Origin of the sequence: Marivirga salinae (genome assembly GCF_030503855.1) — a bacterium.
In the GTDB taxonomy this organism is placed as follows: domain Bacteria; phylum Bacteroidota; class Bacteroidia; order Cytophagales; family Cyclobacteriaceae; genus Marivirga; species Marivirga salinarum.
Genome location: NZ_CP129971.1, coordinates 3056773 through 3073687, shown reverse-complemented (window position 1 = coordinate 3073687; position 16915 = coordinate 3056773). Strand labels below are relative to the sequence as shown.

Annotated in this window: 15 protein-coding genes; all 15 read right to left on the bottom strand. The window is 37.1% G+C overall.

Translation table 11 applies throughout. From position 1 onward, the window contains the following. Positions 1–2: 2 nt before the first annotated feature. Positions 3–1361 (bottom strand): DUF418 domain-containing protein, encoded by a 1359-nt coding sequence (locus QYS49_RS12890; protein WP_308347806.1) that lies wholly within the window; start codon positions 1359–1361, stop codon positions 3–5. A 108-nt stretch (positions 1362–1469) separates the two neighbouring features. After that, on the bottom strand, positions 1470–3935 hold the full coding sequence (locus QYS49_RS12885) for a TonB-dependent receptor (protein WP_308347804.1): 2466 nt from the start codon (positions 3933–3935) through the stop codon (positions 1470–1472). Between the two features lie 601 nt (positions 3936–4536). Beyond that, entirely contained in the window at positions 4537–4707 is a 171-nt protein-coding gene (locus QYS49_RS12880; protein ID WP_308347802.1) for a DUF6090 family protein, read from the bottom strand. Positions 4708–4745: 38 nt separating this feature from the next. Beyond that, positions 4746–4982, bottom strand: a complete 237-nt coding sequence (locus tag QYS49_RS12875) for a hypothetical protein (protein ID WP_308347801.1) — start codon at positions 4980–4982, stop codon at positions 4746–4748. Positions 4983–4997: 15 nt separating this feature from the next. Continuing rightward, complete coding sequence (locus QYS49_RS12870) at positions 4998–5510, bottom strand: DUF6090 family protein (protein WP_308347800.1); 513 nt, start codon at positions 5508–5510, stop codon at positions 4998–5000. Between the two features lie 57 nt (positions 5511–5567). Then, on the bottom strand, positions 5568–6092 hold the full coding sequence (locus tag QYS49_RS12865; RefSeq protein WP_308347799.1) for a cupin domain-containing protein: 525 nt from the start codon (positions 6090–6092) through the stop codon (positions 5568–5570). 24 nt (positions 6093–6116) lie between these two features. Beyond that, positions 6117–7022 carry an amidohydrolase family protein gene (locus QYS49_RS12860; RefSeq protein WP_308347798.1) on the bottom strand — a complete coding sequence of 302 codons (906 nt, stop codon included), beginning with the start codon at positions 7020–7022 and terminating at the stop codon, positions 6117–6119. Between the two features lie 39 nt (positions 7023–7061). Further along, on the bottom strand, positions 7062–8588 hold the full coding sequence (locus tag QYS49_RS12855) for a M20/M25/M40 family metallo-hydrolase (protein WP_308347797.1): 1527 nt from the start codon (positions 8586–8588) through the stop codon (positions 7062–7064). Positions 8589–8611: 23 nt separating this feature from the next. After that, a complete protein-coding gene (locus QYS49_RS12850) occupies positions 8612–9199 on the bottom strand; it encodes a GNAT family N-acetyltransferase (RefSeq protein ID WP_308347796.1) in 588 nt (195 codons plus the stop codon). A gap of 313 nt (positions 9200–9512) precedes the next feature. Next, a complete protein-coding gene (locus QYS49_RS12845) occupies positions 9513–10847 on the bottom strand; it encodes a YfcC family protein (protein WP_308347795.1) in 1335 nt (444 codons plus the stop codon). Positions 10848–10989: 142 nt separating this feature from the next. After that, complete coding sequence (locus QYS49_RS12840) at positions 10990–11637, bottom strand: DinB family protein (RefSeq protein WP_308347794.1); 648 nt, start codon at positions 11635–11637, stop codon at positions 10990–10992. Positions 11638–12019: 382 nt separating this feature from the next. Continuing rightward, positions 12020–13297: a DUF418 domain-containing protein gene (locus QYS49_RS12835; RefSeq protein ID WP_308347792.1), complete on the bottom strand. Its 1278-nt coding sequence runs from the start codon at positions 13295–13297 to the stop codon at positions 12020–12022. Between the two features lie 296 nt (positions 13298–13593). Continuing rightward, positions 13594–14913: an amidohydrolase gene (locus QYS49_RS12830; RefSeq protein WP_308347790.1), complete on the bottom strand. Its 1320-nt coding sequence runs from the start codon at positions 14911–14913 to the stop codon at positions 13594–13596. A 111-nt stretch (positions 14914–15024) separates the two neighbouring features. Beyond that, positions 15025–15477 (bottom strand): VOC family protein, encoded by a 453-nt coding sequence (locus QYS49_RS12825; RefSeq protein ID WP_308347788.1) that lies wholly within the window; start codon positions 15475–15477, stop codon positions 15025–15027. Positions 15478–15634: 157 nt separating this feature from the next. Then, positions 15635–16852, bottom strand: a complete 1218-nt coding sequence (locus QYS49_RS12820; protein WP_308347786.1) for an acyltransferase family protein — start codon at positions 16850–16852, stop codon at positions 15635–15637. Positions 16853–16915 lie beyond the last annotated feature (63 nt).

The following is a 16915-nucleotide window of genomic DNA, read 5'->3' as shown; positions in this document are numbered from 1 at the left end:
CATTATAACTGTTTTTCTAAATTGCCTCTCGCAGGATGTATTGTGTTTTTTGCCTCCACTCTTACTTTTTTCAGAGGATGTCTTTTTTGATAACTTAAGTTTCTCCAGATCCATTCTAGAGGGCCAAAGTGAAAATATTTCATCCAGATGGGACTTAAGATTAATTGGAAAATCCAGATTACAAAAACAATATACAATAGCTCATGTCTGAAGAAGGTCCCGAATAAACCGAAACCAACGCCCGTGAAAATGAACATGGCAAATACAGAATGCATCACGTAGTTGGTTAAGGCCATCTTGCCTACAGACGATAATGCATTTTTCAGCCATTTCAGGATAGGTAGCTTACAAAATATGAGTATTAGCCCAATATGACCAATAGCCGTTGGCAGACGCCCCAAATCGTAAGTAATATTGCTTTTGGAGTAACTAAGAAGCGAAAAATCCTGATTTACGATATGCATAGTCTCGAAATAATTGACACTTAAGCCAATCAAATAGCCGATAAATACCATCATACCATAAAAGAGATAGGACTTATTGGCTGATAGAATTTTCAATTTAAAAAAAGCAATTCCAATAAGCATCATGCTCAAAACATCCCAAACATCCCATCGATAAGGGTCATGCTGATTATAATCCCTGTTGATAGGCGCCAGGAATGCGACTAAATCAAAATATCCTTCTCTCATGTTGCTGTTGAATTTTGCGACAGCTTCAGGACTTCTTTTTGACTGGATCTTATCCCATTTGAGAGAAGCTTCTTTCAATTCGTCTGTCAGGACTTTTCCTTCGGCTTTATATTGACTTACTTGCTCCACATCAGCCATGAATTTTACATCCTTTTCATAATCAATATAACTCCATGCTGCGCCAAATGCCATTAAAAGAATAGCAATGCTGATCAATTTTTTAGGAGACATATGGCGGAAAGAGTAAACTAAAAAACCCATGAGTGCATAGTTGTACAATATTTCACCTGTCCAAAGCAATATATATCCATGTATTAGGCCAAAAACTAATAGCCACAGCAAACGTCTAAAATAGATATCTGCCGCTTTTAAGCCTGCACCTTTTTTTTCTAATCTATCTAATAAAATATACATGCCCACACCAAATAGGAGTGAAAATAACGCCCTCATAGTCCCCTCAAAAAGCATATTGGTCACCATCCAAGTATAAAGGTCCCAACCTGTTGAGCCCCCAGATACCGTAGGATCACTGTAAGCATTTGCTAAGCCCATCATATGAATGTTCATCAGCAAAATTCCGAATAGTACAATACCACGCATAATATCTAAGGAATGTATACGGTCGGTAGGTTGAAGTGGCGTTAGCGAAGTAGGCGATGTTGTTTTCATTTGTTCTTAGGAGTTTTTAGAAATTGATTAGTGATATAGATTTTAGCGTAGACTTACTTTAGAAAAACACCTTTTGCACAGAAGCCAAAGCCTCCGTACAAACAGTGTTCAGTCAGCAATACGATTCAACTCATCGTCCAACCCACCTCTGCGCTTGCGACTTTTTATTTGCTGGTTACCAAATTTATAGGTGAGACTAATTCCAAATCTTTGGTTGTCGAAAGACCGAATGCCCTGCATGGTCATCCCGCCATACTCGCCAGTATATGTATAATGGGTGTAGCCATTAAATACATCATTGGCATTTAAAATGACTTGTAGCTTATCTTTCAAAAACATCTTTTTCAACCCTATGTCTACTCCAGAATATGCGCCTACCTCAACTGAGCCTCTCCAAATCCAGGGGCTATTATAGAATACACTCACATCCATGGTAAGGTCCAATGGCAGCTTAAAGGAATTCTGCGATCTACCGGAGTAGATGTTGACATCAAGATCAATAGTGGCTTGTTCAAAATCTCCATCATAAGTTCTTCTATTGTAGGTCGCGAAATAGGAGGCTTCCCACCATTTAGCTATCTGAACAGGATAACTGATCGAAAAACCATAATTGGTAGTGCTTTGCATATTCTGCGGAACAAAATAAGCAACCGCTCCATCCGTTTCATTGATGGTGGCAAAATACCCTTCCGTAACACTATAGGTATTCGAAATAACAAGTGCTTTATCAAAAGAATAGGTCAGTTGGTAATTGGTAGTGTAGCTAGGGGAAAGAAATGGATTTCCTTTAAAGATGAAAAGCTCACTTTCTTTTTGTTCGAAAGGGTTTAATTGCTCATAGTTGGGTCTCGCAATACGTTTCCCATAACCTATATTGAAATCTGATCTGCCCCTTGTGTAAGCAAGCCCAACATTGGGGAAGAAGTTGGTATAATTGCGAATCACATGGTCATTTTCAGTAGCTACTGAACTTTCCAGTATACCCTGTGAGGCAGTATTTTCTACTCTGATTCCTACATTAGCCTTAAGGTTTTTTGAAAAGCTGAACTTACTATTGAGGTAAGCAGCAGCTACTTGCTCCGTATAATTGAAAATATTACTTCTGCTCTCATCAACAAAATATTCATTTTCTACTACATTGCTTACGATGAAATCATTTACTGTTTCTACCTGATAGTATTTAAAACCTGCAGAGATATTAAATTTATCGAAAGTCTTTTCGTAGTCCGTTTTGACAGAATAAAGATCAATATTTGTGTCGGTGTCAAAGCCATTATTTACTTCGCCTATCTTGACGGTGCCACCTGCTTCATAGTAGTCATTAGGCTGATAAATGCGGGTGCCTTTTCTGAATCTTCCATAACTAAGATCTGTAGAAAGGGAGGAAGATTCGGAAAGCTTCCATTGGTGGTTAAGGTTATAATTTAGGTTATCTGAATTTAAATCAGTTAGTGTTTTAGAGATTAAAAGCTGATCAATTACTGGCGTGCTTTCTCTGTAAATATCAGTATTTGCCTTTACGGTAAAGTCTCCATCTGTGAGTACTGCACCACTAGAGAAATTGACAGAATGCTTCTTATTAATTGTGTAGGTAATGCTGGTCGAGAAGTTATATCCTTGCTGGATCGACCTGTCGGTGTTTAGAAGGTTGACTTCAAAACCTTCCTGTTGGCGATTATCAAGAAAGGCTCTTGAAAAAACGTTATCGAAGCGGGTTAAATTGGCGGTAATTCCCAGTTTATCCTTACCATAATTGAAGGTAAGTCCATTGCTCATCCGAGGCTCTTTACCTATTGAAGAACTATGCGTTAAATTGCCGTTATAGCCTAAATTAACATTGTTTTTTAGTCTGATATTTATAATGCCACCATTACCTTCTGCTTCATATTTTGCACCGGGATTAGTGATTACCTCAATGGCCTCTATATTATCAGATTGCATGCTTTGAAGAAATGTAGCCAAATCGCCTCCGGACAGCCTGCTTGGTCTGCCATTGATAAATATTCTTACGCCACTTTTCCCTTGTAAAATGATATTGTTATCAGGATCTATTATTACCCCTGGAGCACTCCTCATCACCTCTAAACCATTCCTACCAGAGGCATTAATGCTATTAGCAACATTTAAAACTATTTTGTCAGGGTGGACTTCTAGTAATTCTCTCTTTCCAGTTACCACCACCTCGTCCATATTGGTAGAGGCCTTTTCAAGAGTAATCGCTCCCAATTTGTTCACTTCGTTTTCGACCACCTTCAAATTAGGAATTGAAAAGGGGCTGTACTCTATATTTTTGATGACTAAAGTATAAACTCCCGAAGTGACATTTTCAAGAATAAAATTTCCATTAAGCTCACTAATAGCGCCATGCTTCAAAACGGAATCACTGTCAAAAAGTGCAACGGTAGAGAATCCAATTGGCTCTTGATTCTGATTTAGTAATGAACCTATAATCTGAGCTGTCCCCTTTTGTGCTATCAAGCTAAAAGAGAAAATAATAAAACATATAATAAGCTTAAGATGGAGAAATGCAGAAACAATGGTTGATTGGTTTAGGACTTTTAATGATAATTTCACTTCATTTGGTTTTTACGTACACTAATAATTAGTAAATTGATTTATTTTCATCTCCACAAAATGCCAGTTTTTTCTGTTAGCAATGTCTTTTGTAGTTCCGAATTGACAATTATTAACCCCTATAATGAAAATAAAAAAGGGGCTAATTTTCATTAACACCCTCTCCTCACGCTAACCTAACTATTTAATGCTGGCTCTATTTTTTTACCTACTATAGAATTGCTATGCGTGCTGCGTATCATTTTAAGTTTCGTTAAAAATCGTACTTTCAACACATCTAAGTAACCGATATTCACACTACCATGAAACCGATCAAGGACGAAACCCCCGATTGACTGTCCGAAGGTGCTGGTTTTCTGTCCGAAGCTTTTCTAGTATAAAAGGGAATAGGAGGAAATTAACTTATGATTCTATTTCCGAAGCGATAGAATATCTTCCTTATTTTTTCAGTATAGCTTACGTATTGAATGGAATGAGGAGACTCTTCCTCTAGATTGATGAATGCAAGTTACTTTAACTGGCAAATTTCCAGACTACTACTAATAATAAAATAGATAATAATTCAGTGCTGTTACTGCAGCCAATTCCTGCTCTATCTGTCTTATACAAGCTTCCAATTCAGCTTAATTTCAGTTAAGTACATTATTTCAAGATTTCTTTGCTGCTTACCACTATTCCAATTATTGGTTTGAAGGGTAATTAAAATTCCGATCACCACCAACAAGATTTCGCCTACTACATAAAGGATATAGTTTTTCGCGTTCTTGTTCATCAGTAGTTTTTTTCTTATTTTTTCAGGATGAATAGCATCTACAACTGGTTTTGTTCACTTTTTATATGTTGAATGATGATGGAAATTTTCTGTTCTAAATCTCCGTATCTTATTTCCAGAAATTCGCTTGCTGAAATAAAACCTACCAAATTGTTTTCGAGATACAAGGAATTCAATAAGTCAAAATCATTCGAATGCAATTTAGAAGGGCTGAAATTGAATACATTGTTTTGATATTCGTAGGTGGCATTTTTTAGGCTGATAGTTTTCATCATTTCTTCTATCACCACTTATCGGAAACGAATCACTTCTTCTTTCTCCTGAAACTGAACTTTAGTTAGTTCACTACTCCAGCCGGTAAGCAAATACCTTATGCTATCGCTCTCAAATAGATCTAATTTGCCTGATGATATAATCTCTTCTATTACTCCAACGTTTGGTCGATATTGCACTTCTGCGGCAATGGTTCCAATCACTAGTAAACGAAGTTTTTCTACAGAAACTTTGTTGGGGCTAGTTCCCATTAATTGTAATAGCGCTCGAGCTGATTGAATATTATTTTGGTTGATTAAACGGACTTGTTTTAACTTCTCACTGTTTCCCTCAAATTCTGATTTCAGTGCAGTAAGATAGGCAGACTGGCTGGCTTTCTTTTTATTTTCTGAATTCCAGTCGTCAATGCTTACGGCAATCAATATACCGATCACTACTAATACAATTTCGCCTATTGCATAAAGAAGGTAAGATCCAATTTTTTTGTTTTGCATGAGCTTTCTTCTGATATTTCTAAGTAGGAGAAGCATTACTCAGTTGGTTTTAAGTACTTATAATTGTTAATCAAAGAGCATGAATTTTTAAAGTTATTTTTTTAATAGCGGATTTGGTCCAATTTCATGATAGCTCGTGTTGTTTTCGGGTAATATGCCCACAATATTTATTGGAGTTTCCCCTCGATTCATAAATGCATGTGGAGCGCCTGCTGGAATTTTCACTATGTAGGGTCCAATTGCCGTAAATCGTTTCTCATTGATGATGTATTCTACAGTACCTTCATACACTATATGCAATTCCTCCATGCCGTGCGAATGCAACGGAGGCCCTCCATTTGGTATTGCCATTGCCATTATTACAGAAAGGGAATTAAAATCATAGTCTTCACCTTGAGCTATGTAGCCAAGTTCGCCAGGATGGTCATAATATTTCTTTAAATGCTTAGGTTCAATCGTATAATCAGATGAGTCAAATTGTGCCTTTGGCTGCATCACAAAGCTTGAATCAGGAATTTCATTGAAGCCAAAAGCTTTAACAATCTGGTTCAATGATTCATTTTTCTCAGAACACCCAAGCAGGCATACAAAGGCCAGAAGTAATATATTTTTATTCATAGGATCATGTGAATTGGTGTTAGGTCAATCTTTCAACTTCAAAAATTTCGCGGCATTACTATAAAATATTCCTTCTTTATCCTCTTCGGTGAGGAATTCCAAGCTATTTAAGAAATCAATTGACTTTTCGATGGCGTAAGGCCAAATCATCTGATCCGAGCCAAACATGACCCTGTCCAGATAACCGGCATGTTTAATGTTTTTGAGAAATTCTGTAATGTACCGCTGCGTATTGGGCTCCACCCATAGCATCACACCCAAATCGGTGTATAGTTGTGGATAATAGGCCATAAGTCGGATGGCATGCTCAGGCCAATCTTCACCACCGGCATGCATCATGTAGATTCTCAGTTTCGGATAATTTACCAGCACATCTTCAATAAGGTAAGGATCACCTAATTTAAGCCTTGCTTTTGGTGCCCATGTATGCGTACCTAATGGTTCACCACCACCTGTATGGACGGCTACAGGAATATCATATTTCTCACAGATTCTCAGATATGGTTGCCATTCAGGATCGCTTAGCGTGGTTCCGCTGTAATAGGGTCCTAATTCTCCAAATATTTCAATTTCTCCATCCTTTATCATTTGCTCAAAGCGGACGGTGTCCATATTATAGCTATCAGGAGCAAATTGCAAGATTCCTTTAATCACTCGATCGGAATTATCCTTTTCTGCCCATGTTGCTACGCTTTCAGGATTTCCGCTGACCACCGCTTTTACAATATTGAATTGCTCAAAAAGCTTAAAAGTCTCTAGGCGATGTTCTTCGGCATTCGTTGAGCCTTTGATTCCATAATGATCCGTAGCCGGTTCTCTTTCCCCAAAGTCGCTGTCAGAGTAAGAATGGACATGCATGTCGATAATTCTTGTTTGGGAGAATGAAAATTGAGGGAGTAAGGCTAGTAGTATAAGTAGGTGTTTTTTCATTAGTATTTCAGTAAGCTTCATCAGGTTCTAATTATAATTTTACTTAGGATTATTGCGATTTTGATTGACAAATGCATGGATTAATTGCGCATATATGCGTTGACCTTTTTTAAAGCTATCAATTCTCATAAATTCATTGTCGGCATGAAAATTCTCATCACTTCGCTGAAAGCCGATCGAGACTAAATCAGGTCCGCCTGCATCAGGGATAAAAGATAGGGCTGGAATAGTCCCACCTATGTAGAGGATTTTTGGAGCAATTCCGAAGAAGTCAGTTAGCACTTTTTTTCCAATCTTATAGCCCAAATCATCTTCATTTAAGACAGTAGCTGCAGCCATTCCACTTGCTTTAAATTCTGCTTGGATTCCCCAGGGAATATTTCTTTCGATATGGCTTTTAATCAAGCTGTTAATTTTTTCTGGGTTCTGACCTGGCCCCAATCGTGTCATAATCCTGAACCAAGCTTTATGCGGTATAATAGAGGCTTTCCCATCAGTATAACCTGATTTAAAACCAGTGACATCCATTGATCCACGAATCCATGTTCGTTCAGTAAAGGTGTAGTCGGCTTCTCCAATCCATTGATCAATTTCAAATTTCCTCAATTCATCTGCTTCTTGGTTTTTGTCTACAGAAGCAGCGATTTCTATTTTTTCGGCTTCAGAGAATATCTTTAAATCATCATAAAATCCTTCAATGGCAACTGATCCATCATCATTATACATAGAAGCAATTACTTTAGAGGCGGCAACTGCAGCATTTGGTGCAACGCCTCCATAAATACCTGAATGTAAATCAGTATTGGCGGAAGTTAAAGTGACTTCTATATCCGAAGCACCACGAAGGCCTTTCCATATCAAACCCTGCTCATCACTATGCATGGCTGCATCTATATTGATGCCAAAATCTATATCTTTTAACCAATCTTTGTGATCGGCTAACCAGCCTAGTAAATGCGAACTCACAATTTCTTCTCCGCCATCTAACAGGATTTTAATGTTTACTGGAAGCTTGCCATCTATAGTCATTAAGGCTTCAAGAGTGCTTATTAAGGCTATAATAGGGCCTTTGTCATCAGTGGCTCCTCTACCATACAATCGGCCATCCCTGATTTCTGCTTTAAAAGGATCGTTTTGCCATTGCTCTCTATTGACAGGTTGCACATCAAAATGTCCATAAAAAAGGACTGTAGGCTGATCTTTATGCTGATTGTATTCCGAAGTGACTATCGGCAAGCCATTAGAGAAATTTATTTGGCTTTTTTCTAAGCCAATATTGATTAGTTTATTTTTAAGGAATTCTGCAGCTTCCTCTAAATCATTTTGATGATCAGCTTGCATAGATAAAGAGGGGTAAGAAATTAAATCTATCAATTCGTCTATATGTCTTTCATAATTCTTGTCAAAATAATTATTGTAGGCTATAATTTGATTATCAGAGGGTTTAGTGACTGTTAAAGAATCGCTTGTAGTTTCCGCCTGCTGTTTGTTTTGACTCAGACAGATTTGATTGTAGCCGGTAAAGATTATAATCAAGTAGAAAAGATGGATTTTAGTTTTTTTCATCATTGTATTAAATTGTGTTTTGCCTAATTTGATAAGTTTTCGGCTTCCCCGGTTTTTATTTTATAGTTGAGTTTATCATAATGCAGCATCCTTAAATCCATTTCCATAAATAATAAATAGTCTTTAAATTCAGCTGGGATTTCCATTTCTGGATAGGCTTCAATGTCATGAAAGCCTAAACTTCTATAGAGCGAGTGAGCTGCTTCCATAAACTTAGGGCTGTCAAGTCGAACCTTTTTATAGCCAGCTTTTTCCGATTCTATTAAAAGTCCTTCAAGTATAGCTCGTCCTGCGCCAATTCGTCTGAAAGTTGGGTCAACAAACATTCGTTTTATTTCTCCGATTTCGGAATTGATGCTTTTTAGGCTTCCAAGTCCACAGATTTTACCTTCATAAACTGCTATAATTAGTTGTCCAAATGGTGGTTGAAATTTACTTATTTGTTGAATGTCCTGTTCAACCGCTTCTTTTGGATTATGAGGATGGACGCCATATAGTTCTTGCATTTTGTGGTTACCCCAAACTAAATAGTCAAACCATAGCTTTTTAATAGGCTCAATGTCTTTAGGAATTTGAGCATATCTAACTTCAATATTTGAATTTTTTGCCATAATTACTGTTTTTCTGCTTTGTTTGCGGCCTTGCTGCTAACTTTTGCAAATGACATAAAAGTTATCACTATACCTTTTATGTGTGTTTGTATGTTTTATTTTTTCTTTTCTTTCTGATAATTACTTGTTTAATTATCGATGATAAAAAAAGCCGATAACTTAAATCTAATTAAGTGATTACCCATGAAAATAGAAACCGATCAAGGACGAAGCCCCTGATTTACTTTCCGAAGTGGCTGGTTTTCTGTCCGAAGGAAAATAGGAGGCATTGGAATTAGAATCTATCTGTGCTGCTCTTTGACTGCTATCAGCTTTATTCGTATCCGATTTGTACTGCTATTAAAATTGCGATAGCCGCAACTCCTAAAATCAATAAGGTTGGTTTTATGATAAACTTGATCCAATGATTGTATTTAATTTCTGCGAGGGCTAATACAGCCATTAAAGCACCATTTGTAGGCACAATCATATCCATTGTGATGGCACCATACTGATAAGCAAGAACACACACTTGGCGTGAAAGACCTATCAAATCAGCCAGAGGTGTTAAAATCGGCATCGTTAGAATCGCCTGTCCTGAATAACTTGGTATAGGAAAATGAAGAATGGCTTGTGATACCATCATCAAAACAGCAGAAATGGATGGGGGGATATTATTTAAGGGAGAAAAAAGCCCGTACACAATGGTGTCAACAATGAAACCCTCACTCAAAATAATTGAAATGCTATTTGCAAGACCAATAATTATAGAAGCAGAAACCATTTCTTTAAAACCGTCAACGTATAGTTCAGTAGTTTTATTGAAACCAAAATTTGCCATTAATCCACATCCTATGCCTAGAGCAAAAAAGCACGCAGACATTTCAATGAAACCCCAGTTTAGCACTATCAATCCGAAAGTAACAATAGCAAATGTAAGCGCAAGTAATGCCAAAATTATTTTGTTTCTGGTCGTTAATCCTGTAATATCTAATTCCAGTTTAGCTTTTTCCACACGATTTCTCCTCGCATAGTGAAGGATGATTAAGGTCCAAACTACAGCGGCAATAAGCAGAAATGCTGATCTGTAGGCTGTGCCGGATAGTAAAGCTAACTCGGCTTCTTTCTGAGCAATCACCACTCCAAAAGGATTTAAAGGACTGAAGGCGGCACCTACAACAGCTGATCCATAGCTGGCTGTTACAATTGTTGATGGATTGTAGCCAAGGGTCCGTCCAAACAATAGTAAAATAGGGGTCAAGGCTATAATTTCTTCTTGTAGACCAATGGTAAATCCGGCCGTCAGAAACAATAAGATGATAATTGCTAAAGCGAAAAGCTCTTTTCCCTTCAGCAATGTGATGAGTTGATTTAAACCCTGATTAAGTGCTCCCGTCTTTTCAATTAAATAGAAACATCCCCCCAGCAATAGAATTAATGTAATTAAATCGGCTCGCCCAGCAATACCCTTAGGTATGGCAAGGAGCGCATTGAAAGCTGAAAGCTGTGGTGCTTCTTTTTGTTCATATGAATTGGGTACCACATTATTTCGGTTATTTAGCGTATCAAATTCTCGCTGATAGTTTCCCTTAGGAATGATGAAAGTTAATATCCATGCAAAGAGTATTGCAGAAAGTATGATGACGAATGCGTTTGGGAATTTATTCATAGAGTTTTTATTACTGGCGCGAAGCAAAAATGAGTATGCGTCCAGTCGCTAAAAGTAATGATGTATCTGGTTCCATTGTCAAATCTAAAAGTTCAGTTAGTCCATTTATTTTCAGTTGATAAGACACTATTTTTCTGTGCAACTATGCTTGAAATCTTTGAATTATAAACTTCATTTGCCCTCGATGATTCGATTCATGTTCGCATACATGAAACCATTTACAATAATTGTTTGTAAGTTCATTATTGAAAAATGGTTCAGATTTAAAAATCCAATCATCATCTCTTTTTGCAAATTCCTTTTTTGTTATTTCCCTTACTTCTTCAAGCTTTGATAAGTAAAAATCAATAGCATTCCCTTTTATTTGTTTTCGTGCGTCTTCTCCAAGACCACTTGCTATATCCCATTCTTTTTTTATTCCTTCGCCCCAAGTTCCCCATTCCATTTCTTCAAAAGTATTTAACTGATAATACCTTTCAGTGGCAGCAAGATGTAGAAGCATTGCACCAATGGAATTTGATTGATCGTCTATTTGAAAATCTAATTGTTCGGTTGATAAGTCTTTGACCGTATCAATGACCCATTTACGCATCATTGTCATGGTAGACAATAGCGTACCAATTTGAGGAGAGTATCCTTCTTGAGGTCCAATTAAATAAATGCTATCTGTGGTGCGAGCTGGTTCTGATTTAGAATAGCTGATTAGTGGTGCAGTAATCAGACCGACAGTTAGAAGAGCAGAGTTCTTAATAAATTTTCTTCTTTCGGTATTGTTGGTATTGTTTTTCATAATGGTATTCAGTTTTGATTTAAGGAGATTGTTTCTGGCAATTTTGCTCACTACATATATTTTTCATTAGCTATTTTTCGTGCATCCGTATTTTTTATTTCTTCTCTTACTTCCGATTATTATTTGACTAATACATCGATTCTTTGAAAAGCAGAAATCTCAATTATTAAAACTAATTAAGCGCTTATCAATGAAATAAGAAACCGATCAAGGACGAAGACTTTACTTTATTGTCCGAAGGGGCTGGTTTTCTGTCCGAAGGAAAATTATAAATTAATTGGGAGTTGGATAAAAACCTGAGAAATCTCCTTCATTCTGTTTTCACTCAACTGAGGCTTTTTCAGCAAGTCCTAAATAGATTCTTTTTATTATCCAGATAATTTTAAACTGAAGGTATGATTGGTTTTTGTGAAGCGGCAGATTCACTTTTCTTATTAGTTATAAATTTTTGGTAAGTCATTATTCTCCAAATCCATTCTAATGGGCCAAATCTGAAATACTTAAGCCACTGAGTGGAAAGAATAACTTGTACACTATATATAGAAAGCACAACAATAATTACAGCCCACAAAGGCAGTTCGAAAGCAAGTCCAAACCCTACACCATAAAAAATAATTACTGAAATGAACGTTTGAAAAATATAATTACTCAAAGCCGTTTGACCTACCGGAGCCAATAGTAGCATGATTTTATTCTTTTTTTGCAAAAGCAAGGCGACACCTGCTGCATAGGCACAAGCCAGCGGAACAACACCGAATGCATAGCTTATGTAATTAATAATAGTCCAGAAACCTCCAGCTTGTGTTTTGGCAATAGCCAGCACTATATTCATCGGTAATCCAATCAGGAAGCCATATAAAACGATTTTCTTTAATAGGCTTTTATTTTCTAGTAAGCCTTCATGGAGGATCATCCTTCCGGCCCAGATGCCAATTAAAAAGCAAGCCAATACTTTGAAGATTCTTCCTTCCATCAGTATTTCCAGGTATCGAAGAATGGGCAAACCAAGATTAGTAGTAAAAAACTGGTGCCAACTATTTACATTGAGGAAATTGTGGTCGAAAGCAAACCAATCTACCTCGTTTATATTCATCGCAATAGGAAAATTATTATGATTAAGATAGTGAGCAAGTGGTTCAAAAAGTGTCAGAGGGTAGAAAGTATCGAAGCCAATCATCAGCAATAAATGAATGATGGGAAGCAATAGTAAAATACCTGCCGTAATCAGTAATTTTCTGCTGGACAAGTCCCTGAAAAAAATCAATATAAATCCTAATAAGGCATATAAGGTAAGAATGTCACCTATCCAAAAAAAGAATAAGTGGATGAGGCCAAACAGCAAGAGTCCCAACATTCTTTTACTAAAGAAGAGGGGGAAAGATTTACCTATTTTTTTGGCGCTGTCATATTGCATGATAAATCCTATACCAAAGAGAATGGAGAAAATAGAATACCATTTTCCGTCAACCAGAACCACAGTTAATTTTTTGACCACTGTATTCAAGTGACCTCCACTAAACTGAGTATACATTTCATCCGGCATAGCATACCAACCGGCAAATGAGTAACTGTTGGCAATAAAAATAAATAGAATAGATAAGCCACGTAGAATATCTAAATAAATGATCCTATTGGAGGTGCTGACTGGTTTAATATTCATATTTTCTAATAGCTTCGTTGCAATTCGTTTTAAATTTTCAGACCATAGCTGTAAATCTAAATAAGCACTTAACTATGAACATAGAAACCGATCAAGGACGTACACCCTGATTTACTGTCCGAAGGGGCTGGTTTTTTGTCCGAAGGAAAATTTAGCGGAAAGTGAAAGTGGTGTGGAAGGTGATAAAAAATCTTTATTTTCCATACGTAAAATGCCGTTACTCTGACCCGTAAAAACCTATTCCTCTATATATATTCGCTTCCATACAAATACGTTTCTACTGATTCATTTTGGTACTACTTTTCCATTTCCATATAATCCACTACCAAATTGACCATGGCATTAATTCCAGTTACAAACCCACTTTCATCAAGAAAAAATTCTGGCGTGTGATGCGGAGCCGAAGTTTCTGGATCTTTACCCTTTGGCAAACCGCCAATGTTAAAATAAAGGCCTGGTACTTCGTTGGCGAAAAATGAAAAATCCTCTGCTCCAGTCTCTGCTGGCACCAAAATTACATTCGATTCACCAGCTGCTTTCTTTAAAGTCGGTAGCATTTTGGCAGTAAGTTCAAGATTATTGAATGTAACAGGGTAATGTGATGAATAGGGTAGTTCCACAATGGCCTCAGCACCATTTGCTTCTGCCGTTTTGGTAGCTATTTGGCGAATACGTTCAAAAATGAGTTGCTCATCAGACTCACTTAAGGTGCGTACTGTGCCTAACATTTCCACTTGCTCAGGAATAATATTGGAACGATTTCCGCCATGAATGGCTCCAATAGTGACAACTGCTGCATTTTCGGTAATTTTTACATTGCGGCTAATAATAGTTTGAAGATTATTGATGATTTGGGCCGATGTCACAATTGGATCGATTGATGACCAGGGCTCAGCACCATGGGATGATTTTCCTTTTACTGTGATCTTCATGTCTGCAACTCCTGCAAACATACCCCCGGGTCGGTAGGTGATTTTTCCTACCTCTACCTGAGCAATAATATGAAGTCCAAAAATGACATCCACTTTAGGGTTGTCTAATGCACCCTCTTTTACCATCAGTTCTGCACCTCCTTCTTCTCCTTTAGGAGCGCCTTCTTCAGCAGGTTGAAAAATAAATTTAACAGTTCCTTTTAACTCATTTTTCATGCCTGTTAAAATTTCAGCAACTCCCATTAGAATTGCTACATGAACATCATGACCACAAGCATGCATCACCCCGGTTTCATTGCCGTTATAAACCGCTTTCACTTTAGAGGCAAAAGGAACAGGAGTTCGCTCTGTTACTGGTAAGGCATCCATATCTGCTCTTAAAGCTACAACTGGACCAGGGAGTCCACCTTTTAGAATTCCAATGACGCCAGTAATGCCCACCTCGGTTTTTACTTCCATACCCAAAGACTCTAAATGTTTTGCTACTATAGCTGCTGTCCGAATTTCTCGATTACCCAATTCTGGATTTTGATGAATATCCCTACGCCAGTCAATCACCTTCTGTTCTATTTGGTCGGCTTTTTTAGCAATGATTTCGCTATAGTTACTTTTTTGGGCCAGCAGTTGACCGGAACAGAGGCATATCGTTGTGATAACTGCTATTGCTGTATTTTTGATTTTCATAATTAATCTCTAGATAAAAGGGTTCTTTGGTTATTTGATTATTGGCTCTGTACACTCATGAACTATTGAGCCACTTTGTGTGCAGTTGTTATTGTACAATGACTTTATTTATCATTTGATGCTATTCACTTCTATCCAATAGCCATCCGGATCTTGAAAGTAAACTTGTTCTATTCCGTCAGGTCTTATGTTAATTTTATTCACGTTTCCAGGGAAATCAGAGTATTCAACATTCATTTCTGTAAGTCTCTGAACAAATTCATCAAAATAGGCAGTTGAAAAAGCAAGATGAACGTCCTTGTTTGTCTTAATTTCATCTTTTAAAATTGATATTAGGTGTAATTCTTTTCCTTCGCCCATTGAAATCCATTTTACGTCTTTAACCTCCGAGGGCAATGGAATGATTTTCAAATTAAGAACGTCTGTGTAAAATGTAGTTGATACATTTATATCTTTAACTGATAGTGCCATATGATTGAAGGAAAGGGAGAAGTCTTTTCTTTCTTGACCAATAGCAGTATTTGAAATCTGAATTAAAATCAGAATGATTAGTGCTTTTTTCATGAGTGAATTTTAGTTTATGGTTTTTGTTTTAGCTTTTGTACAACTCTTGGCTTATGATATTACAGTTGTTATATTCAGTTTATAATTCATGTTTTCTTTATTCTGAACTTAAATTGTTATTAGTTTCTTCAAACACTTGATCCTTCATATAGTTGCCTCATTTGTCATCAGTTACTAAAGTCATATTGGGCATCACCGGCTTCTCCAAAGGTTTTATATCATCGAGTTTTCTGGAATATTTTCTTCCGTTTAGGAACTCCCCAATAAAGGTTGCTCGCACAAAATAGTGGTAGGTGAAAAAGCAAATAAAGGTTGTAGCTGATGCAACAATGGTGAATTTAAGTAAGGCAGGTATCGCCCAGCCTGCCAGTAATCCTGGCAAAAATGCAGTTAGGGGCAAGTGAAGTAAATACACCCAATAGGCGGAATCTGAAATGTAGCGCCCAATTGCCGAATGCTTACTAAAATACCTCAAAAACAAACCTGTGAAACCAAAAATAAAGAGCCAACAAGTCACCGATCTGATACCTGCTGTTAGCGCATTAGAGAATTCTGTTGTGTCCGCTAAAAAGTAGAGGGTAAATATACCTAGGCCTAAGAAAGTAAACAGTCTGTCAAATTGCATGAAGGATGATAATAAATGCTTTGACTTAAAGAATATCCATCCAGTTAAATAGAAGAAGAAGTAAAAGCTAAAAGTACCACCATCAGGCACAAAACTTAGTGAGGTGGCCACCCAGTAAGCATCCATCGATAGCAATATCAAAAAAGTAATGAGTGATAGTATTACCAGTTTTAGCAATGGCCTTGTAATCACTTGATTGAATACCTTGCTTATTTGCTTCGTTAGGGAAGGAAAATGCTGCATCAGTTTACCTAAACCGAAAGAGACCACAGAAAACATTATCAGATAATATAAAAACCATAAGTGCATGGTCCGATCGGGGATAAGGTTAAAGGGATTTTCGAAAAAACTAGAGAAGGTATAAGTATGAGCAAGTCCAAAGATCTGTTGTGAATATGAAAAACCGAGTTGTACCAGTGGCCAGAGTAAGATAACAAAAAGGATAAATGGGAGTACGATTCTCTTCATCCTGTTAACAATCATTTTATTTGGTGATCGCTCATAAAATAGGAGGGCAGCAAAGAAACCAGCTACCAACATAAAAATGGGCATCCTGAAATTATGAATGGTATAGCCCAGCCATTTTAACAATTCGTTGCTTGCCTCTGGATCTTTTATTGGCCAGCCAGGACCAGGTTCACCACCAGTATAAGTGATGGCGGTGTGTAATACGATACCTAGCATCATCATAATGGCTCTGAGTGAATCCAGAGAATGTAGTCGTTCGGTTTTCTGAGTTAAAGCTTTCATAATGATAGTGGATTAGTTTAAATGCTTCGTAAACATTTGCTAATCAACTGACTATCAACTTGG